The 21936-nt window shown below is 54.9% G+C and carries 19 protein-coding genes; 12 read left to right on the forward strand and 7 right to left on the reverse strand.

Annotation, left to right across the window (positions count from 1 at the left end):
• Window positions 1–321: 321 nt before the first annotated feature.
• The 6 genes from ACVDG4_RS15065 to ACVDG4_RS15090 form a co-directional block, all read right to left on the reverse strand.
• The gene (locus ACVDG4_RS15065) at window positions 322–915 is read right to left on the reverse strand and encodes an NAD(P)H-dependent oxidoreductase (protein WP_447235675.1); all 594 of its coding nucleotides are present in this window, start codon (window positions 913–915) and stop codon (window positions 322–324) included.
• 63 nt (window positions 916–978) lie between these two features.
• Window positions 979–2385: an FAD-binding oxidoreductase gene (locus ACVDG4_RS15070; RefSeq protein ID WP_447235676.1), complete on the reverse strand. Its 1407-nt coding sequence runs from the start codon at window positions 2383–2385 to the stop codon at window positions 979–981.
• A 2-nt stretch (window positions 2386–2387) separates the two neighbouring features.
• Window positions 2388–3707 carry a cytosine deaminase gene (locus ACVDG4_RS15075; protein WP_447235677.1) on the reverse strand — a complete coding sequence of 440 codons (1320 nt, stop codon included), beginning with the start codon at window positions 3705–3707 and terminating at the stop codon, window positions 2388–2390.
• Window positions 3708–4586: an ABC transporter permease gene (locus ACVDG4_RS15080; protein WP_447235678.1), complete on the reverse strand. Its 879-nt coding sequence runs from the start codon at window positions 4584–4586 to the stop codon at window positions 3708–3710. It abuts the gene before it with no gap.
• Between the two features lie 43 nt (window positions 4587–4629).
• The gene (locus tag ACVDG4_RS15085; RefSeq protein WP_447235679.1) at window positions 4630–5445 is read right to left on the reverse strand and encodes an ABC transporter ATP-binding protein; all 816 of its coding nucleotides are present in this window, start codon (window positions 5443–5445) and stop codon (window positions 4630–4632) included.
• Between the two features lie 57 nt (window positions 5446–5502).
• Window positions 5503–6513, reverse strand: a complete 1011-nt coding sequence (locus ACVDG4_RS15090) for an ABC transporter substrate-binding protein (RefSeq protein WP_209174537.1) — start codon at window positions 6511–6513, stop codon at window positions 5503–5505.
• Window positions 6514–6834: 321 nt separating this feature from the next.
• On the opposite strand from ACVDG4_RS15090, the gene ACVDG4_RS15095 reads away from it, so the two are divergent.
• Both ACVDG4_RS15095 and ACVDG4_RS15100 read left to right on the forward strand, forming a co-directional pair.
• On the forward strand, window positions 6835–7224 hold the full coding sequence (locus ACVDG4_RS15095) for a RidA family protein (protein WP_447235911.1): 390 nt from the start codon (window positions 6835–6837) through the stop codon (window positions 7222–7224).
• A 38-nt stretch (window positions 7225–7262) separates the two neighbouring features.
• Window positions 7263–8054, forward strand: a complete 792-nt coding sequence (locus ACVDG4_RS15100) for a creatininase family protein (protein WP_447235680.1) — start codon at window positions 7263–7265, stop codon at window positions 8052–8054.
• Window positions 8055–8072: 18 nt separating this feature from the next.
• Here the strand turns inward: ACVDG4_RS15100 and ACVDG4_RS15105 are convergent, their stop codons facing one another.
• Window positions 8073–8672: a TetR/AcrR family transcriptional regulator gene (locus ACVDG4_RS15105; protein WP_447235681.1), complete on the reverse strand. Its 600-nt coding sequence runs from the start codon at window positions 8670–8672 to the stop codon at window positions 8073–8075.
• 146 nt (window positions 8673–8818) lie between these two features.
• On the opposite strand from ACVDG4_RS15105, the gene ACVDG4_RS15110 reads away from it, so the two are divergent.
• The 10 genes from ACVDG4_RS15110 (at window position 8819) to ACVDG4_RS15155 (ending at window position 21929) form a co-directional block, all read left to right on the forward strand.
• Window positions 8819–9679 (forward strand): ABC transporter six-transmembrane domain-containing protein, encoded by an 861-nt coding sequence (locus ACVDG4_RS15110; protein ID WP_447235682.1) that lies wholly within the window; start codon window positions 8819–8821, stop codon window positions 9677–9679.
• 117 nt (window positions 9680–9796) lie between these two features.
• The gene (locus ACVDG4_RS15115) at window positions 9797–10930 is read left to right on the forward strand and encodes an efflux RND transporter periplasmic adaptor subunit (RefSeq protein ID WP_447235683.1); all 1134 of its coding nucleotides are present in this window, start codon (window positions 9797–9799) and stop codon (window positions 10928–10930) included.
• Window positions 10927–14085, forward strand: coding sequence for an efflux RND transporter permease subunit (locus tag ACVDG4_RS15120; RefSeq protein ID WP_447235684.1), 3159 nt, complete (start codon window positions 10927–10929; stop codon window positions 14083–14085). The genes ACVDG4_RS15115 and ACVDG4_RS15120 overlap by 4 nt, the downstream gene beginning before the upstream one ends.
• A gap of 346 nt (window positions 14086–14431) precedes the next feature.
• A complete protein-coding gene (locus tag ACVDG4_RS15125; RefSeq protein ID WP_420339978.1) occupies window positions 14432–16015 on the forward strand; it encodes an ABC transporter substrate-binding protein in 1584 nt (527 codons plus the stop codon).
• A 220-nt stretch (window positions 16016–16235) separates the two neighbouring features.
• Window positions 16236–17207: an ABC transporter permease gene (locus tag ACVDG4_RS15130; RefSeq protein WP_209174545.1), complete on the forward strand. Its 972-nt coding sequence runs from the start codon at window positions 16236–16238 to the stop codon at window positions 17205–17207.
• A gap of 14 nt (window positions 17208–17221) precedes the next feature.
• Window positions 17222–18196: an ABC transporter permease gene (locus ACVDG4_RS15135; RefSeq protein WP_133951980.1), complete on the forward strand. Its 975-nt coding sequence runs from the start codon at window positions 17222–17224 to the stop codon at window positions 18194–18196.
• 4 nt (window positions 18197–18200) lie between these two features.
• Window positions 18201–19211: an ABC transporter ATP-binding protein gene (locus ACVDG4_RS15140; protein WP_209174547.1), complete on the forward strand. Its 1011-nt coding sequence runs from the start codon at window positions 18201–18203 to the stop codon at window positions 19209–19211.
• Window positions 19208–20203 carry an ABC transporter ATP-binding protein gene (locus ACVDG4_RS15145; protein ID WP_209179589.1) on the forward strand — a complete coding sequence of 332 codons (996 nt, stop codon included), beginning with the start codon at window positions 19208–19210 and terminating at the stop codon, window positions 20201–20203. The genes ACVDG4_RS15140 and ACVDG4_RS15145 overlap by 4 nt, the downstream gene beginning before the upstream one ends.
• 170 nt (window positions 20204–20373) lie before the next feature.
• The gene (locus ACVDG4_RS15150) at window positions 20374–20925 is read left to right on the forward strand and encodes a TetR/AcrR family transcriptional regulator (RefSeq protein ID WP_306147523.1); all 552 of its coding nucleotides are present in this window, start codon (window positions 20374–20376) and stop codon (window positions 20923–20925) included.
• A gap of 98 nt (window positions 20926–21023) precedes the next feature.
• On the forward strand, window positions 21024–21929 hold the full coding sequence (locus tag ACVDG4_RS15155; RefSeq protein ID WP_447235685.1) for a crotonase/enoyl-CoA hydratase family protein: 906 nt from the start codon (window positions 21024–21026) through the stop codon (window positions 21927–21929).
• Window positions 21930–21936 lie beyond the last annotated feature (7 nt).

Raw genomic sequence — 21936 nt, forward strand, 5'->3', positions numbered from 1 at the left:
CGCGAAACCTCGTGCAGTTGTCTCCCGGGTTTTTGTCCCGCCGTGTCACCGAGCTATGTGAGATCCTCACGATCTGCCCGCCCGGCTTGCACCTCTCGGTCCTGCGTCATCTGACCGGATCCCTAGGCGCGCTGCACACTCACAACAAAGCAAGGGCGGTGCCAAGTACGGTAAAATTGAAAATATATAAACAAAAACAGCACATTAGGCGAATTGCAGATCGCACCGCCTCAATAGACCAAATGCTAAAATCATATGCACGGTTAAAAATCAGGCACCAATGAGCGAGAAACAGGCAGAAGAGAAAGAGACGCAAACGCTTCATTTCAGAAAAGCGGCAACCTTTTCTTTGACCGTCTCAACATAATTCTTGCGGCTTTCCAGTGTTGAACTGTCCATCTTGTAGTGCGCCAAGTACCGGGTTTTGCATCCCGGTTTGGCAAGCAATTTGATGCCGCGCATGATCGTCTTGCGCCCAGGCTCACCCACCAACTTGGACACCCACCAACTGGCCCCGCAGGTCGTTACGATCGCGATGTGGGAGATGTTCTGCATGTTGGGCTGCAGGCCCTTCGTGTCCGTTGGCATAATGAAGGTTTCATGCGGCACCCAGACTCGCTCCAGCCACCCTTTCAACATGGCAGGCAAACCGAACCACCAAGTCGGATAGACAAAAACAATTGCTTCACACCACTTGATGTCTGCCAAATCATCGGCGACGGGGATGGTATTGGCCTGAGGCGTATGATAGCCGCGCCGCTCCTGCGCGCTCATGACAGGATCAAAGCCTTTGGAATAAAGATCCGTCAACCGAATGTCATGACCGCCCGCCTCGAGCGTCTCGACAACAGCTGTACACAGCGCCGCATTGAAACTTTCTTCGCAAGGGTGACAGAAAACCACGAGAACGCGCATGCGTTTGGCCTTTTACATCGCTTTTCGCCGGAGCACGGCCGGCATTTGAACTGAAACTTGGTATCAGGCCCGTTGCAGACCCGGAAACAGGAACACCTGACCGCTTTCGAAATCATAATCCGGATTTTCCCAGGCAATCATTTTGCCCGGGTTGAGCAACCCCTTCGGATCGGCCTGCTTTTTGAAAGCGAGCTGAACTGCATCCGTCTGCTTCATTCCACCCTCCTCAAGCGTGTACCGATGTGGATTGAAGATCGGACAACCATTGTCTTCGTGAAGACGTATGATTTCTTCGAGCCGGGCCTCGTTGGAATAGCGGACAATCGGCAGGCCAAAGCATGTGACGTTGCCATCAAACCGCACGTATTCGAGATGGCCCGGAATCTCATCTCCAAACATCTCATGCATCTTGCCAACCAGCTCGACCTGGTTGGGAAATGGATAAAGAACCTGGAGATAGGTGATTGAGGGATCCACCCTGAGCCCCCGCAAGGTCGTGTGGTTCCACGAAAGCTCGTAAGCAGGCGGTAGGCGTTTCAGATCTTCGTCTGACGCTTTGTCCGACCGATAGAGCACCTCCCCCTTGGACTGCCGCTCCATGAACGCATCGAATGCAGCCATCGCGAAGGGGGCGACCATCAAGACAGCAACGGACTGGTCCTTGCGGATGAAATTCTGGTGCCGGAGGAAATAGTCATGAGGAACTGGCGCAGCGATCGGCGCTATGTTCTTCGTCAGCAGACCATCCAGATTGGCCAGTTCATCTGAAAACCGCACCGCATCCATAAAGTCGTCAAACCCGACCAAAACATCCACCCAGTCGTAACTGGCGGTCAAAGGCATCTCGACTTCGGTGATAATGCCGTTCGTGCCATAGGCGTGCATCACTTTCTGCAGTTCATCGCCCGTCATTTCAAGAACCTGCGGCTCAGCCTCCATCGTGACAACTCGCAAACGAATGACGTTTCCGAGATCCCTCAAGCCACCCCAGTTGATCGACCCAACGCCGCCCGACCCGCCCGCAATAAACCCGCCGATCGTCGCGGTCCGGTAAGTTGATGGATGCATCCGCAATTCCTGTCCGGTCTGGGCTCGGGTGATCGCATCAATATCCGCTATTATGGCACCAGCCTCGGCAACGACAGATCCGGTCCGCACTTCCTTCACCGCAGTCATTTCCGCAAGGTTGAGAACGACCCCACCCGACAACGGCATGGCTTGGCCATAGTTTCCAGTCCCGGCACCGCGTGTCGTAACAGGAACATCAGCCGCAAAACACGCCTTGAGGATCCGGATGACCTCGTCCTCGGACTTAGGTGTCACAATCAGATCGCCGGTGACGTTTTCAAGTTGAGCCTTTAGCACTGGTGAATACCAGAAAAAGTCCCGGCTCTTTTGCTTTACGATTTGCGGGTTGTCCTCGATCTTGATCCCATCGAGATCGGCTATCAAAGCGGCAATGGCGCTCATGGTCAGGAGGTCCCTTTCTGAAGAAGTCGATCGAGTTCACGATAGTCGGGCAAGGTCTGATCAATGCTGCACCCTGCTCTCAGCACGCGGCGAGGGCCGGCTGGGCGGGACAGAAGCTCATTCCAGTTCCGCGCATTAAAAAGCAGAAGATCAGCGGCCCCGCCGACCGCTATCTGGCCCTTGGGCAATCCCATGATATGCGCTGGCGTTGCCGTAACCGCACGGATCCAATCGCCGACAGGATGATCAAGATGCAGGATCCGGGTTGCCTGGGTGTACACCTCGACAAGATCCATATCGCCATAGGCATAAAAGGGATCGCGGGTGTTATCCGAGGCGACACACACTTGAATGCCGCGCGCGCGCATTTCATGCAAAAGTGTCACGCCGCGCTTGCGTGGTGTCCGTCCTTGCATGCGGTCCTGCAAATACATGTTGCACATCGGCAGTGAAACGACAGAAATCCCAGCATCTGCGACCAAGTCCAGAGTTCTGGAAATGTCGTCATCGCAATGCACCGACAAGGAGCAGCAGTGTCCGCACAGGATCTTGCCATCAAACCCCAAGCGCAGCGCGACTTCTGCGATCCGGCGTAAGGTGTCCGCCGCCGGATCAAGCGTTTCATCGACATGAAAATCAAGATCCAGGCCGCGATCCATTGCCGCTTTAAAAACGGATTCCAGATGCTGATCCACATCCGGCACCATGTATGTAACAGCCCCCAAGACCCCGCCGGCAGCTGAAACACGATCGGCAATGCTGTGAAGGTAACCATTGTCTTCGGCCAGCCGGTCAATGCCGAACAGGCACACACCTTGAAGCTCAATTCGTCCGGCCCACTCAGAGCGTATTTCCGCAAAGATCGGCCACGTGATGTCATCTTGTGGGGGAAGACTGTCTAGGTGGGTGCGGATCGCACCCGTCCCATGGGCGTAGGCACACTTTAGTGAGAAATCCATCCGGGCCCTGACATCCTCGGCACACCAGTAAGCGCTCCGGTCTCTTCCCACCGCTTGAAGTGCACCTTGAAAGGTCCCGTCCGGATTGGGCTCGCGCGGCCAAATATGCCCCTTGTCCAGATGTGTGTGCACATCCACGAGTGTCGGCAGGATAAGCCCGCCATCGAGATCAAGGCCGCCCGCGCCTTCCGGCAGCGTCCCAGCTGGAGCAATCTGTGTGAGCTTTCCATTCTTGAACACGATATCACGAACCGTAAGCTCCGAGACCGAGGCTTGCTGCACACCCTCCAGAAGACATACGGGCACAGTCGCATTTCTGATGATGCCGGTCCCTTTGAACCCGGCGCCCCACCCCGGCTTCATCTACATCTCCCGCTTCAACGCGCTTTCGTGCCACTTGCGCAGAAGCAGATGCGAAAGAAGGTTCATGGAAAGGAATATCAATATACCGGTCACGGAAATCAGGATCAGCGCAGCAAACATGCGCGGCATGTTGAGACGATAGCTCGCCTCAAGGATTTGGTTGGCAAGACCGGATCCTGACCCCGCTGACCCGGCGACAAATTCGGCAACAATGGCTCCGATCAAGGACAAGCCACCGGCAATTTTCAAACCGCCCAAAAAGTACGGCATGGATGCAGGCAATCTCAAGAAACGCAGTGTTTGCCACCGGCTCGCGCCATAAAGGCGGAACAGGTTTTGAAGATTATGATCGGCTGAATTCAAGCCCAAAGTCGTGTTGGAAAGGATCGGAAAAAACGCAACAATCCACGCACAAATCAGAAGTCCGGCTGTGATTGAATCCACGTAGATGAGGATTAAAGGCGCGATCGCGATGATCGGGGTAACTTGCAAGATGACAGCGAACGGAAAAAACGAAATCTCAATCCACTTGGACTGAGTGAAGAGGACTGCCAAACCAAGCCCACCGAGCGTGGCGATCAAAAGCGCACCAAACGTGATCTTGAGCGTGTTGATCAAAGCAATGCTCAAGATGCCCCAATCAGCAAGAAGCGTTTCAAAAACAAGCCCCGGGCGCGGCAGGATATAGTGGGGTATCTCATTCCAGACACACAGCCTGTCCCAGAAATATACCGACAAAACGAGGATAACGATCGGCAGGACCCAACGGCCAACAGCCTCCCGCCGTGCCGCACGCGCCCGTTTGAGCTCCTCCGCATCGAGTGGAACAGACTGCGGGGCAGGTGCAATGGCGTTCTTGTCGGCGATCTCGAGTGTCATGATCTACTACCGCCTTTGTTCAGTATGTATCGGGACAGACACATCAAAGATGATCTCCCACAATCATTGCCTTATGCAGCGCATCCGAAACATCCCGGCAAAATCCTGCATAAACGGGAGATGTCCGGAAGGCTTCATCCCTCGGATACGGCGCGTCGATTGCCATGTCGTTGACCACACGGCCGGGCCGCGCCGCCATCACCACGATCCGGTTGGACAGATAGACAGACTCAAATACCGAGTGCGTAACGAAGATGACGGTCCATCCAAAGGTTTCCCAAAGACGCAAAAGATCGTTGTTCAGTTTGAAGCGTGTAATCTCGTCGAGCGCAGCAAAGGGCTCATCCATCAAAAGCAACTTGGGCTTCGTGACCAGCGCACGGGCAATGGAGACCCGCATTTTCATGCCGCCAGACAGCTCGCGCGGGTAGCTGTCGGCGAATTGCTCCAACCCGACCCCCTGCAAAGCCTCCATAACCCGGTCATGCGCCGCTTTTCTGGAAACACCCTTCAAGCGGAGGGGCAGCCAGACATTGCCGAAAACCGTTGCCCACGGCATCAGCGTCGGTTCCTGGAACACGAAACTTAGCTCATGTTCCTTTTGCTTGCTTTCTTCGAGCGGCCATTCGACCCGGCCCGTAGTTGGACTGGTCAAGCTGGTGATGATCCGCAAGGCCGTCGACTTTCCGCATCCGGAGGGCCCGAGCAGCGAAACGAATTCCCCTTGTCGTATGTCGAGCGACATGTTGTTGAGCGCGACCGTTCCGTTGGAGAAGGTTTTTGAAATACCCTTCAACGAAACAATCGGCGAACCCGAAACGATATCTGATTGCATGTTTGTATTTACCATGGCCGTCATTGCATCAATCTCCGGCCATGGTTGCAACATTCCTATGAAACACGAAACAGGTCCGCCTCAGTTTCCAGCAAGTTCTTTCTTGAGGTCCACTCCGACCCCTTGGTTGACGAACTGAAGCGTGTACGACTTGGTGTAATCGACATCTCCATTCACCACACCGGCAGCGACCATCTTCTCAAAGAAGGATTTGTTGCGCTCGTCGGTCATCGCACCAATCCCCATGGTGAGCGCATCCCCGCTGTCCACGATGCCGTAAGACTTCAGCTTGTCGATGGAGAACGCCAGCTGTCCGTCGGTCATACCCGGATTGTCTTTTTTGATCAGCTCCAAGGCTTTGGAGTTATCTCCATAAAGGAAATTGACCCAACCGATGGCAGACCCATCGACGAAACACTTCACAACCTCTGGCTTGGTCTCGATGAGGTCGAGCCGGGTCTCAACGGTGGTGGAATAGGTGTCATACCCATAGTCCGCGATCAGGAAAATGTTGGGTTCAAACCCGCCTTCGGTCTCGATCGCATAGGGTTCAGAGGTGATGTAGCCCTGTTGGCCGAGCTTCTTGTCTGCAAGGAACGGCGCAGAGTTATAGGTGTACGGCCGAACCTGCTCATCCTTGAAGCCGAACTCAGCTTTCATCCATTGAAAATAGGAATTGAGGCCACCCTTACCGATGAGGAGATTGATATCTTTTAGGCTTTCCCAGGTGTCGAGGCCCTGATCCGGGTGGGTCATCAGAATTTGCGGCTCTTTTTGGAAGTGCGCAGCCACCACAGTCGTCGGAATGCCCTGCTCAACAGCTGAGAACGCTTGCAGCATATTGCCGCCCATCAGGAAATCGATCTTGCCGACAGGCAACAAAATCCGATTGTTCGCCTGAGGTCCGCCGGGCTTGATTTCCACTTCGATCCCGCAGGCTTCGTAAGTGCCGTCGGCAACAGCCTGATAATATCCGCCGTGCTCGGCCTGAGCGACCCAGTTGGTACCGAATGTCACCTTCTCAAGCGCATGCGCACTTGTCGACGCCATGACAGCGAGCGTTGCAAGTCCAATTTTCCGAGACAAATCCATTTCCGCGTTCCCCGTTTTCATCACACACCACGCAGGTCAATCCGCCCACCACAGGCCGAATGCTCTGCCGCTGTGCTCGAAAGCCCTGAGAGCGGAACAGGCAAGAAGTGAGCCTTTATATTAAGATCATGGCCCGCTTAAATTGCTACCAGGAAGTTTGCTCCCGGCAGCAAAAATAGACTTGCATATATCCCACAGCCTGTCAGCTCAAAAAATAGACATGCTTTCAATTTATGCAGAAGCTTGCAAATTACGCAGAGCGGGAAATTGCGTCTGCCTAGGCCGCGGGATAGGCTCCTGCGCAATTCTTCACGGAGCATTATATTGAAAAAGACCCACACACCGCCGGACATTCGGCCGCCGTTTGCACGCTACAGCCATGCGGTGGAAGTTCCACCTGGGCATCGCCTTCTATTTGCCTCTGGCCAACTCGGCATTGATGCCGAGGATCAAATACCGACCAGCGTTGAGGGCCAAACAGCGCTCTGTTTTGAAAACATTCGGGCAATTCTGGCATCAGCGGGCATGACTTTGGCGGATATTGTGCGCATCAACGCGTATGTAACCGGCCGAGAACATTTGCCGGGCTATATGAAAACCAGAGACCAATTCATCACTGACCCGCCACCGGCTTCCACGCTCATGATTGTGTCCGGATTTGCACGCGAAGAGTTCGTGGTTGAGATTGAAATCGTTGCCGCTGCCGACTAGGCATAGATTGCAAATACAAGTTATTAGGAAGACGAATAATGCTGCCGAAACCCTATTGGCAAGATATGACAACAACGGATTTCGATCATCCTGACGTAAAAGATTGGATCACCGTTCTGCCAGTTGCAGCAATCGAGCAGCATGGGCCTCACCTCCCAGTCTATACCGACACCGCGATTGCGGAAGGGCAAATTAGCCGAGTCATAGAACTGCTTCCAAATGATATTCCGGCCAGCTTCTTGCCGGTCCAGGCGGTCGGCAAATCCAATGAACACATTTCGTCCGCCGGCACACTGACAATGACCTGGGAAACGGCCTTGCAGGCGTGGCTTGAGCTCGGCGACAGCATCCTCAGAGCTGGCGTGCGCAAGGTTGTTGTGGTCAACTCCCACGGCGGCAACGTTCCCCTGATTGGCATTCTAACGCGCGAATTGCGTGTCCGGCACAATATGCTGGCCGTCGGAACAGCCTGGGCAGCTTTTGGTCAACCCGAAGGCGTGTTTTCAGATCACGAACTGACCTTCGGCATCCATGGCGGAGACGTCGAGACCTCGATCATGCTGCACCTCCGGCCTGACCTCGTAAACATGGACAAGGCTCGGAACTTTAGATCTGCACAGGAGGACTTTGCCTCCATGTTCAAGCACCTTCGAGCACACGGCCCTCATGCTTTTGGCTGGAAGGCTCAGGATCTCAATCCGGCTGGAACGGTGGGGGACGCCTCAATCGCGACCGCAGAAAAGGGCAAAGCCTCGCTGGATCACGCTGCAAGAGGGTTTGTTGAACTGTTGCAAGACGTGCATGCCTTTGACTTGTCGCATTTTGATTAAGGTTAGACCTTCAACAACTCAGCTACACAGCTTGCTGATTGCCAGATGCAGCTTCTGGTGATCCCGCTTTGCAGGTTTCCGCTCTTCAAAGAACACCCGCATCCCAACACCTTCAATCAGATCCAAGACAAACTCAGCTGCGTCGCGATCCGAAAGATTACTCTCAGCACTCTCGCTGTTTCTCAGCTGGCCGAGCAGGCCCTCCAAACCTGCCAGAAGCTTCACACGGTTTTCCATGAAACCGACCGTTATCTCCGGCTGCCGGATGGCTTCTGCTAGAATTTCAAGCGTCAACGCAGCATGGCTGGGGGCGCTGCAGGTCTTCAAGTATGCTTTCAAGAATTGATCAAGCGCCTTGTGCGGGTCGTTGCCGTTTTTCTCAAACATCGATCCAAAGGCATCGATTTGCGCCGCTTCGAGGCTCGCAATTTCAGCAATGATCTCAGTCTTTCCGGGGAAGTGATTATAGATGTTTCCTAAGGACACCCCCGCGCTGCGCGCGATGTCCCGAATGCTGGTTTGGTGAAACCCCTTCGCAATAAAACACGCAGCTGCGACCTCCACGATGTGTTTCCGCCGCGCATTTGTCGTCTCTTCCCGGGTCGGTTTTTCACTCATTCCTGTATGGGCTCCATTGCATTTCTTCAAAATCCGATTATGTAATTCAACGAACGAACGTTCATTCGATTTTTATTCGAAGCAGATTTGTTTGTTAGCGACCTCTCAAATCTGAATTCGAGCACTTTTTGGGAAATGACCGTAAAATGCGGATGGCGATTGATCTAGCTTATATCTTCCAGATGTTCAGGGCGAAAATCGCAATCACTTGGACAATTGTATTTGCCGAAAACTGCCTGATTGCCCTGATCCCGTTGTTGATCGGTCTATCGATTGACGGCTTGCTTGCAGGCCGGGTTTCCGAACTCGGCTGGATGATGGCCGTATTGTGTGGCCTTTGTTTCCTGGCTGTCGGACGCCGGATTTACGACACCCGTGCCTACGGCACAATACGGCTGCATCTTGGAGACGAACTCCATCAGCGATGCTCCTCACTGCATGTTTCGAGACGAAATGCCCGGATCGACATGTCCCGCGAACTGGTCGACTTTTTGGAGCATGAAGCCCCACAACTGATCGCAGCGCTCATACAACTGAGCGTGAGCCTGACCATTCTGACCTATTTCGATATGTCGCTCGGTCTCTCATCGCTGTTGGTGCTGGCCGGGATGCTTCTGGTTTACGCCTGCTTTCACAAGCGCTTCTACAACGTCAACCGGAAACTCAACGAGCAGCGCGAACAGCAAGTGGATGTCCTCACACGAGGCGAGCGGCTCGGCATCTTCCGTCACCTGCGCGCCCTGCGCCAGCATGAAGTCGCAATTTCGGATACCGAGGCATTTGTTTATGGCGGCATTTTCCTGCTTCAGGTCGGTTTCATAGTTTTCAATCTTTACCAGGCAGCAGGGCTGGCCGGCATCACCGCAGGACGCATCTTTTCAATCGCAAGCTACTCTTGGGAATTTGTGGAAGCGGCCCTCACCCTTCCAATCGCTCTGCAAAGCTGGTCCCGATTGAGCGAAATCACGCGCAGGATCAACTCAAACGGAGACCTTTCCCTTGGCTGAGTTCCCGTTTCAATCCCCACCAGGCATTGGCACCTGCGAGGAGGCCGGGCGCTGCCAAGCTATCAAAATGCCAACGCAGCCGGTCGCGAAAATTGCGTTAAAAAAGGCCAGCAAATCATGAGAAAAGGCATCTGGATTGCACTCGCCTTCATGGCACTGCTTGCCGTGGCCGGGGCGTTGAGCGAGTTGGAAGACACAGCTGATGTCAAATTGACATCAGTCCCGCAACCACTTCCTCCAGTGACGGTAGTGAATGCTGAAATTGGCACTCATACCGGGGCGGTTACGGTGTTCGCAGAGGTTACTCCGCGTTGGCAAGTCGATCTGCGATCCCGCATATCAGGTGTTGTCAGCAATCAAACGCCCCCCGCTCTCGCCGGATCCCGAGTATCAAAGGGGGACGTCCTCCTGCAATTGGAAGATGCCCCTTACGTGGCCAACGTAGCGGATGCACGATCGGCTTACGAAAGCTCGAAACTCGATCTTCGAAAGGCCCAAAACAAGCACCGCATCGCTTTGAAGGACTGGACGGCAGCCAAACCCGGAGAAACACCCCCGGAAATGGCCGTTCACCTGCCGCAAGTTCATGTTGCCGATCGCGCCTTGAAAGCAACAGAAGCGCGCGTCGCGGCATCCGAATATGACCTGCGCTCCACCACACTGCGGGCCCCTTTTGACGGCATCGTGACCCGGCGCAACGTCAGCCCCGGCGCAACGGTCCATGAAGGGGATGTTCTCTTTCAGATCCTGGACGACAGCCTGCTGGATACTCAAGCATCGGTGGGCCCAAATGAGTGGGCACTGCTGTCCAAGGACTGGTCTGACCTGTCCGTGGGCGTCTTTGATGAGCGTGGCGTAAAAATCGGCACTGCAGGAGTTCGAGAAAGCGGCGGCTTCCTGGATCCGCAATCGCGGAAACACCAGCTTTTTCTAGAGGTAAAGCCTTTGGAAGAAGGGCGCATTCTACCTGGAGCTTTTGTGGAGCTGCGCCTGCCCGTCCGCGCTATCGGAAACACTCTGCGGATTCCCGAAAGCGCTCTCACCCAGAATGATTTCGTTTGGCATGTTGATCGCGGCAATCGGCTGCAACGCTTCGCGGCACAGCCTCTTTTCCGCGACATAGGAGACGTTGTGGTCGCCGCTCCGGAAGAGCTCGCGCAAGAAACCGGCCTCCGGATCGTTGCGTTTCCGATGAGCTCGTTTTTGCCCGGACGAAAGGTTGCACCGATGGATCTGGAGCAAGGCAAATGACTTGGCTCACAAACTGGTTCATTCGTAACCCTGTCGCCGCCAATCTTTTGATGGTGTTCATCCTCTTCGCCGGCATCACATCTGTCTTCACCGTGCGGATTGAAGGCTTCCCTAAGATCCCGGCCGACACGGTTACAGTGGCAACATCCTTGCCAAATGCGCACACCGCCCAGGTGGATGAGCAGATCACGCGCAAGGTTGAGAAAGCTGTCGAGGGTCTGGAGGGGGTGAAATCGATCAGGTCCCAATCTCAGCCGGGCCTCTCAGTGATATCGATCCAGAAAACCGACGGCACAAAGCTTACCAAGCTTCTCGACGACGTTCGGTTGAAAGTCGATGGCATCTACGATTTGCCAAAGGATGCCCGGCGCCCCGTGATCGAAACGAACGACTTCGACCTTCCCGCGCTCTACATCCAGATCTACGGAGACATTGACCTTAAATCCCTCCAAAAGACTGCCCGCGACCTACGCGCCGATCTCTTGGCAAGCCCTGAAATAACCAGGGTCAATGATTGGGGGCTGCGGACGCAGGAAATCTCGATCGAATTCACGCCGGGCGCGCTGCAACGTCATGATTTGACGATTTCAGACGTCATGGAACGCATTCAACAATCGTCTCTTTTCTTCCAAGGCGGAACGCTGAGAACAGAGGGCGGTGACATCACCCTGCGCGCAGACAGTCAGGCTTATTCTGTTCGCGACTTCGAAAAGATCCCCGTTGCGACATGGCCAGATGGAACAACCACATCGCTCGGTGAGCTCGCGACAATTACAGACGGTTTCGACGAAACTCCGATCGAGACACGTTTCAACCAGAGACCCTCTGTCGGGATGGAGGTTCTGATTGGGCGCAAGGACAATCTTTTGCTGGTTTCGGATGCTGCAGAGGCCATTGTCGCCAAAACGCAGGAAAGCTTGCCAGAAAGTGTCCAGATTGCGATCTGGGGCAACTCACGCGACTACATATCTGACCGACTTCAACTGTTATCCAGCAGCGCTGTCCAGGGATTGATCCTGGTAGCGTTGATGCTCGCGCTGTTCCTGAACGTGCGGCTTGCCTTCTGGGTCGCAATGGGCATTCCGATTTCTTTGGCTGGTGCCTTTGCGGTCTCTACAAGCGGGTGGGTCGACTATTCCCTCAATGACATCACGACATTCGGCTTTATCATCGTGCTCGGTATCTTGGTCGACGACGCTGTGGTTGTTGGCGAAAGTGTGCACGAGCAACGGAAGAAATTCGCCGATCCGATCAAGGGCACGGCAGTCGGCGTGGAAAAAGTGTCCGTTGCAACTGTCTTCGGTGTGCTGACCACAGTTGCCGCGTTCTTTCCGCTCCTTCTTATCACGAGCCCCTTGGGCAAGGTTCTTTCAGGATTTGCAGGCGTTGTCATTCTGGCACTGCTGTTTTCCCTTGTTGAAAGCAAGCTCATCCTGCCAGCGCACCTGGCCCACATAAATCCAATCCCCGATGATAGAAGCGGAAGGATGACCCGCAGTTGGGGCTGGCTTCAAAAAGGTGCCAGGTCCGGATTGCTGGGCTTCCGTGATCGTATCTACACCCCGATCCTGAAATGGGCACTTCTAAATCGTTACGCTGTTTTCATCACATTTGTTGCCGCGGCGGCCTTGGTTTTTGGGCTCATGGCGAAAGGTCAGATCAAGTCTGTTTTCTTCCCGAACGTGCCGGGCCAAGTGATCTCGGTGTCCCTTCAAATGGATCAGAGAGCAACGGCTGCACTCACCCGGAAAAACGTTGCGCTTCTTGAAGAAGCTGCCGTGGCGCTCAACCAGGATCCGGAGCTGATCACGGCCAATGGCAGTGGAGCCGTTGCGCATGTGTTTGCGTTTGTCACCGGCGCGACAACGGCTGAGCTCTATATGGAAGTGATACCGTCTGCCGACCGCCCTCACCTGAGCACCAGCGACATCCTGGAAGCATGGAAGTCGCGTGTTGCCCCTCTGGAAGGCGTATCGGAAATCACCTTTTCTGCATTTGAAGATTTTGGTGGCGGTTTCCAGATCCGCCTTATGGCAAAAGATCAACAGGCGCTTGAGGCCGCAAGTCTGGAGGTCCGTGACCGGCTTGACCGTATTAGCGGAGTTTCCAACACCCGGGACAGTCTGCTCACCGGCCAGCCGGAGCTGCGGTTACACCTCAGGCCAGAAGCAAAGTCGCTGGGCTTTACGTCCGAGAGCCTCGCGCGTCAGATCGGATATGCTTTCGGCGGCGGAGAAGCTCAACGGATCCAAAGGGGTGATGCCGAAGTCCGTGTGGTCGTCCGCAACGCATTGACCGCGCGGGATCGCATTGAAGACCTGATGGAGATGCAGCTCAAAAGCGCGAAGGGCCAGTGGATCCCTCTCTCAACTGTCGCTGAGATCACGCCCAGCTATGTTCCGGACCAAATCCTAAGGCGCAACGGCTCCTTGATCGCGACCGTCATGGCGGACATCAACCGGAATATCGCGGCGCCTGAAGAGGTCGCGGAAACCATCTTTGGAGAGTTCTCCCAAGATCTTGAAGCCAAATACCCTGGCCTCAAGATCGATGCAGGAGGGGAATTGGAAGAAATCGGAGAAATGCGCGGCGGGCTTTTGCGCGCTTTTCTGATCGCCGGTTTGCTAATTTACATTTTGATGGCAGTGCCGCTGAAATCCTACTGGAAGCCGGTCATCATCATGTCCGTGATTCCTTTTGGTTTCGTTGGTGCAGTACTCGGGCACGCAGTGATGGATCTGCCCTTTTCTTTGCTGTCGTTTTTTGGCGTGCTCGCCTTGATTGGGGTCGTGGTCAACGATTCCCTGGTTATGATGACGCACTACGTGCAAGCTCGCGAGGAAGGTACCGAGCATGAAGATGCTGTCTTTAACTGCGGCGTTGCCCGCTTTCAGGCCATCTTCCTGACGACAGCCACCACAGTCGTTGGCCTCGTTCCCCTCATGAGCGAGACGTCCGAACAGGCGCGCTACTTGATCCCAGCTGCTGTCTCCCTCGCTTACGGAGAAGTCTTCGCGACACTCATCACCCTCATCCTCATCCCGGTTTTGCTGTCCATTGGCAATGACATCCGCAAGCTATTGAGTCCGGCCGACGGCTTCAGACGAAAACGCAGTCTCACGAAAAGCAAAGCAATCACGGCAACAAATTACTGAGGGAGCTCAAGAAGTAACCCAAGAGTGTGTCTCAAGTTGTTCGCACCCGGCCAATTTCACGGCTGATGCGCAAGTGGCTCTGACGCACTCTTGGTCGCATCGGCAATGGAAACACGAAAGACGCTGCGTCATGTCGGAAAATGCATAATTTGAACCACTTCGTAGATCTACTTAACCCTTGACTCCCACCAGCCATAGGGGTCTGTTACCGCCAGGATGCCGCAGGGTGGCTGGCGCTTAATGCCAACTGACATATGACCTTGCGAGTAAGTCCGTACAGGCAAACTGGGGATCATCATAAGATCACGCCGGGAAACGGCCCCAGTGACAACCGAAGGGGAAAAATATGACGAAGACTTTCCTGAAATTGACTGCTGCAAGTGTGGCCCTTTGTGCCGGACTGAGCGCAGTAAACGCTGAAACACTTCGCTGGGCGCGTGCTGGCGACTCTCTCACTCTGGACCCGCATGCTCAGAACGAGGGCCCGACCCACACGCTTGCGCACCAAATGTATGAGCCGCTCCTGCAGCGCGACATGGAAGCACAGATCATTCCGGCACTTGCAACCAGCTGGGAGCCGACCGAAGATCCGACCGTTTGGGAATTCAAGCTCCGTGAAGGTGTGAAGTTCCATGGCGGCGAAGACTTCACTGCTGACGACGTTGTCTTCTCCTTTAAGCGCGCCATGATGCCAACATCCGCGATGAAAGAGTTGCTGAACTCCATCAAGGACGTGCGCAAGGTCGACGATTACACTGTCCATTTCGAGACAGATGGCCCGAACCCGCTTCTGCCGAACAACATGACGAACCTGTTCATCATGGATTCCGGCTGGGCAACTGACAACGGCTGTGAAGCACCGCAAGACATTGCGAATGGCGGCGACAACCCGTGTGTGCGCGCAGTCAACGGAACCGGCGCATTTGTTCTGGAGAGCCGCAAGCAGGATTCCGAAACAATCCTAAAGCAGAACCCGAACTATTGGGGCAAAGGCGAGTTCCCGCTGGAAGTTACTGAAATCATCTACACACCGATCCAGGAAGGCGCGACCCGCGTTTCCGCTCTTCTGTCTGGTGAAGTTGACCTGATTCAGGACGTTCCGGTGCAGGATTTGCCGATCGTTGAGCGGACCGACGGCTTGAAGCTCAACACTGCAGCTCAGAACCGGACAATCTTCTTCGGTATGAACCAGGGCGCTGACGACCTGACAAGCGACACAGTCGACGGCAAAAACCCGCTCGCCGACAACCGCGTTCGTGAAGCGATGAACATCGCTCTCAACCGTGATGCGATCAAAAAGATCGTTATGCGCGATCAGTCTGCTCCGACAGGTGTGATCATGCCTCCGTTCGTAAACGGCTGGACCGAAGCACTGGACGCATATCCTGAGTATGACGTTGCGAAAGCAAAGGCATTGATGGAAGAAGCTGGCTACGGCGACGGTTTCGGCATCACGCTGAACTGCCCGAACGATCGCTATGTCAACGACGAAGGCATCTGTCAGGCTGCCGTTGGCATGCTCGGCCAGATCGGTGTCAAGGTTAACCTGGACGCAAAGCCGAAGGCACAGCACTTCCCGCTGATCCAGAACAAGGAAACAGACTTCTACATGCTCGGCTGGGGCGTTCCGACGTTCGACTCTGAGTACATCTTCAACTTCCTGACGCACACCTCAACCGACAAGCTCGGTTCCTGGAATGCGACCGGCTATTCCAACCCGGAGCTCGATGCGAAAATCAAAAGCCTCGCATCTGAAACAGATCAGGAAGTCCGTAACGCCACGATTGCTGAAATCTGGGATACGGTGAAGTCTGAAAACCTGTACCTGCCAATCCACAACCAGGTCCTGAACTGGGGCATGGCTGACAAGATCAACTTCGCAGTACAGCCGGAAGATCAGCCGCACTTTAAGTTCCTGACTTTTAACTAAGTCTCGCGCTCTCACCACCGTACCGTTTGAAGTTCATCCGGTACGGTGGTGATGTTTTTAGCTTGTCAGCCAAATGAGTTTTACGGCTTTTCCCGCCAGCGTCACTGTTGAAACAGTGGAAAAACGGTAGACTCTGCGCATCGCGCAAGTATAAGCACGTCCTTATCGGAAGACTTAGCAGACTGTCGCGGACGCCACAGTCTCTCGATTGGCTTGAAAAATGCTCGCATTCATCATTCGCCGCCTCGGCCAGGCACTTCTAGTCCTGATGGCCGTCGGTTTTGTTTCATTTGCCATGTTCAAATTCATGGGCGACCCCGTGGAGAACATGCTCGGTCAGGAAGCGACAGCTGCCGACCGCGCGGAACTTGAGGAGCGGCTCGGACTGAATGATCCGATCATCGTTCAATATGTCCGCTACTTCCAACGAGCCATGTCCGGCGATTTCGGCGTCTCCTACCGCGTAGGCCTGCCGGTTGGAGAGGTCATCCTGGAGCGCCTCCCCGCAACGCTCGAATTGGCCTTCCTATCAGGCGTCATTGCGATATCGCTCGGCTTCGTTTTGGGGGTCTACACAGCTATCCGACGAGATGGCTATGTGGCTAACTTCATCATGACCGCCTCGCTGATCGGTGTTTCGCTTCCAACCTTCTTGATCGGCGTTTTCCTGATCTGGCTGTTCGCGGTAAATCTTGGCTGGTTGCCTTCCTTCGGGCGCGGCGACACCCGCAGCTTGTTCGGGGTCGACCTCGCTATTCTGACCGTGGACGGGCTGAAATCCATGATCCTGCCGGCGATCACGCTTGGTCTTTATCAGATGACCTTGATCATGCGTCTGGTACGCTCAGAAATGCTTGAGGTCTTAAGAACAGACTACATCCGCTTTGCAAGGGCCCGCGGACTGAGCCAGAAGACTGTCAATTTTGGTCATGCCATGAAGAACACCATGGTTCCGGTCATTACCGTGACCGGTCTTCAATTCGGTTCGATTGTCGCCTTTGCGATCATCACGGAAAGCGTGTTCCAGTGGCCAGGTGTTGGCCTTCTCTTCATCAATGCGGTGAACTTTGTCGATATCCCGGTCATGTCAGCGTATCTGCTGCTCGTTGCCGTCATTTTCGTGACCATCAACCTGATCGTCGATCTGCTCTATTTCACCATCGACCCGCGTCTCAGTGTGGGCAGCAACTGAGGACAAGAGGCATCATGGAAACCCAATCCCCCAAGGGCGCAAGCGCCCGCCCGGAGTTTAAGGAAACGGTTGCCACATCGACCTGGCAACGTTGGATGGACTCCGATATCTGGCATTCCTACAAATCCAAACCGGTGATCGTCGTTTCGTCACTCGTGTTTGTTACGCTTGTATTAGGAGCGATCTTTTCGCCGTTTTTGTCACCCTACACACCGTTTGACCCATCCAGTCTCAACCTGATGAATGGCTTTACAAAGCCCTTCTCAGCGAACGATTTCACCGGTGACTACTTCTTTCTTGGTACCGATGATCAGGGTCGCGACGTTTTCTCAACCATCCTCTTTGGATTGCGTATTTCCCTGTTTGTAGGCTTGGTCGCGGTCCTGTTTGCCATGACCCTCGGAGTGATCCTTGGTCTTCTGTCCGGATATGTCGGCGGTTGGGTAGACGGCATCATCATGCGTGTTGCCGACATCCAGATGACTTTCCCGTCCATCATGGTTGCCATGCTGCTTTACGGGATCGGCAAGGGCCTGATCCCTCCGGATCTGCGGGATGAAATGGCCATCTGGGTCTTGATCATCTCCATTGGTCTATCTGAGTGGGTACAGTTTGCCCGGACCGTCCGCGGTGCCACCATGGTGGAGCGGCAGAAGGAATATGTTCAGGCGGGTCACCTGATTGGCCTCAAGCGCTGGAGCATCATGGTCCGCCACATTCTTCCGAATGTCACCGGACCGATCCTCGTGATCGCGACGATCAGCCTGGCACTGGCCATCATTGCAGAAGCAACTCTGAGCTTCCTCGGAGTGGGTGCGCCGAAAACACAGCCATCTCTTGGCACACTGATCAATGTCGGCCGGCAGTACATTCTCTCCGGTGAATGGTGGATCCTGCTGTTCCCGTCACTCACCCTTCTGGCCCTTGCGCTTTCCGTGAACCTTTTCGGCGACTGGCTGCGCGATGTGTTGAACCCGAAATTGCGATAATCCAGTGTCAGATACTCCACTCCTTAAAGTCTCCGACCTCATCGTCGAGTTTCCAACCCGCAATGGCGTGTTGCGTCCCGTCGACCGGGTCGGGTTCGAAGTGCGCGCTGGCGAGATCCTTGGTCTCGTTGGTGAGAGCGGCGCCGGTAAATCCATGTGCGGTTCCGCGATCATCGGCCTGATCGATCGTCCTGGCCGGATCAGCGGCGGTGAAATTCACCTTGATGGTGAGCGCATCGACAATCTTCCCGAAGAGCGCATGCGCCGCATCCGGGGCAAGAAGATCGCCATGGTCTTCCAGGACCCGCTGACCAGCCTCAATCCCTTGATGACGGTCGGCCAGCAGCTGATCCAAACTATCCGCACCCACCTGCCCCTTTCGCAAAACGATGCTCGAGCGAAGGCCATTGCGCTGCTTGAAGAAGTGGGCATTCCGGCCGCGGCGACACGGATTGACGCATACCCGCACCAATTCTCTGGTGGTATGCGCCAGCGTGTGGTGATTTCACTCGCTCTGGCAGCAGAGCCGGAACTCATCATTGCGGACGAACCAACGACAGCGCTTGATGTATCCGTTCAAGCGCAGATCATGGCGCTGCTCAAGCGCCTCTGCCGGGAACGTGGGACTGCGGTTATTCTGATCACGCACGACATGGGCGTGATCGCGGAAACAACAGACCGCGTTGCTGTTCTTTATGCAGGCCGGATCGCGGAGATAGGGCCGACCCGGAACGTATTGAGCGCGCCATCGCACCCCTACACTGTCGGCTTGATGGCCTCCACACCATCGACAACCGGATCGTTACAGACGCTCAGCCAAATCCCCGGCTCCATGCCGAACCTTCGGGCCATTCCGAAAGGTTGCGCGTTTAATCAGCGGTGCACCAAAGCCATTTCGGCCTGTTTCAATGACATTCCGGTTCTCGAACCCGTGAATGGCAGTGAAGTCGCCTGCTGGCTCTACGACCCGGCCTACAAACAAATCGAAAAAGAAATCTCCGGAGCGTCTGAATGACCGGCGACACCCCTTTAATCAGTGCGCGGAGTCTGGGCGCAGTTTTTGACGTGTCCAAGCCATGGCTGAACCGGATGCTGGCAATGGAATCCAAGCGATTTCTGACAGCGGTCGACACCGTTGATTTCGACATTCCGAAGGGCAAGACGTTTGCTCTGGTGGGTGAGAGTGGATCGGGCAAATCAACCATTGGCCGGATGATCGTTGGTCTTCAAAAGCCGACCAGCGGTCAGGTCCTGATCGACGGGGAAGATTTCTTCGCCATCAAGGACCAAAAGCGCAAGCTGGCCATGCGCCGCCGCATCCAGATGATCTTCCAGAGCCCGTACGCCTCACTCAACCCGCGCTGGCGTGTCCGTCATATCATCGGTGAACCGATCCGGGCCTTTGAGCTGATGCCAGCAAGCGAAGTTGACAAACGGGTCGCAGAGTTGCTTGATCAGGTGGGTCTCGCGAAATCCGATGGCGAGAAGTTCCCGCACGAGTTTTCCGGCGGCCAGCGGCAGCGGATCGCGATTGCCCGAGCGCTTGCATCCAATCCGGAATTCATCGTCTGCGACGAACCGACCTCCGCGCTTGATGTATCCGTGCAAAGTCAGGTCTTGAACCTGATGAAGACATTGCAGCGAGAACTCGGCCTGACTTACCTCTTCATCAGTCACGATCTTTCCGTGATCCGCTATATGGCCGATGAAATTGGTGTCTTGTATCTCGGCCGACTGGTCGAAGTTGCGGACCGTGACTCGCTGTTCGAAAACCCGCGTCATCCCTACACGCGCATGCTTATGGATGCCGCCCCGCATATCGACGCGTTCGGACGAACGGCGGAGATTGTGTCTGGAGAAATCCCGGATCCGATCAACAAACCTTCGGGGTGCAGCTTCCATCCCCGGTGCACGTTGACCGAGGACCGCTGCCGTCAGGAACGTCCGGCCGTGCGCGAGTTCGACAATGGCAAGGCCAAAGTTGCTTGCCACCTCTGCACCGCTTAACTTGCACAGGCCTTCGCATTCCGTTTTCTTGAGAGCTAAGCTGTTTTTCAGCTAGTCTAACCTCCAAGCAGAATGACGAAGGCCTGATCATTCAATCTGACGCACACAACCAAGCCGCTACCAAGAAACCGCTTCAGCAGAAAAGAAGTGCGGTAACCCGCACCAAAATATTGTGCGCTGCTGTCGAGGTTCTCATCGAACTCGGCCTTTCCAAAACAACAACCTTGGAAGTCCAAAAACGCGCTGGTGTCAGTCGTGGCGCGTTTCTGCACCATTTCCCAACACACGCCGATCTGTTGTCCATGACGATCAGCCGGTTGATTGAACTCAATGAGAACGCGGTCTGGAGCGAAGCTGAAAAGCTCAAAGATGTAGCCGACCCACTCACAAGATCCGTACGCACACTGGCCAACGCCTACGCGCATCCTTCCTTTCTTGCAGAACTGGAACTCTGGATTGCCTCCCGCGCGGACCCAGCGCTCCGCACCGCTCTAAGATCTGCAGAACAAGATGCCATCGCAGACCGCGATCGCGTCCTCACACAGCTTTTTGAGGGGCTGCTTGATCAGCCTGGAGCCGAGAAGGCAATCGGTTTGACGATCGAATTTATCCGGGGCCTCACCCTTTCCTCCCTGCTTAGGAATGACCAAACCCTCCGCAATCAGTTGATCGAAGACTGGATCGAGACCCTCAGAAACCTGCTGGCTGCAGATCGCACATAGCCGGTTAGACCCAAAACCAAAATAAACAGTCAGCGTTGACTGCTTTTATCTCAGTTGCAAATATGGAACCTGCTCTACGGTCTTGGGAGGAGGATTACATGCCCGCGTTTTCGACACTGAGTATTGACCTGTGTCCGGCAAATGAACGTGTTGCCAGGCTGCTGTTGAACCGGCCGGAGCGGTTCAATGCAATCAACGATGACACCCCCCGGGAAATCCGCGCTGCTGTCGAGTGGGCTGAGAGCAACAGGGACGTCCATGTCGTTATTGTTGAGGGCGCGGGCAAAGGCTTTTGCGGTGGCTACGATCTGACACATTATGCTGAAAATGAAGTCGACCACCCCTGCCAGCAGGAGAGCGATCCCTGGGATCCAATGGTCGATTATGCGGTGATGAAGCGAAACACAGAAGACTTCATGTCACTGTGGCGTTGCAGAAAACCCACGATTGCCAAGGTCCACGGTGCCGCGGTTGCCGGAGGGAGCGATATCGCACTTTGCTGCGATCTTCTGGTCATGGCAGAGGACGCCCGCATCGGGTATATGCCGACCCGCGTCTGGGGATGCCCAACCACCGCGATGTGGACTTACCGCCTTGGTCCCGCACGAGCCAAGCAACTGATGTTCACCGGTGACCTGATCACAGGCACGACGGCTGCAGAATGGGGACTGGCCAACATTACGTGTCCGGCAAGTGAGTTGGATAAAAAATCAAACGCGCTTGCAGCGCGGATCGCAGGCATTCCATCCGGCCACCTTGCCATGCACAAGATGGTCGTCAATCAGATCATGCTGACCATGGGACTTGAACAAGCTCAGATGTCGGCAACGATCTTTGACGGCATCACCCGGCACAATCCGGAAGGCCTGTGGTTCCGGCGCTACGCGCAAACAGAAGGTTTCAAGGCGGCAATCGATTGGCGTGACAGCGGCCGCCCAATCCCCGAGGGCGATGAAGCCCGAGCGCTCATCCGTGAAATGGATGAAAAACTGCAGGCCCGATAGCCGACCT

This window comes from Roseibium sp. MB-4 (assembly GCF_053005265.1).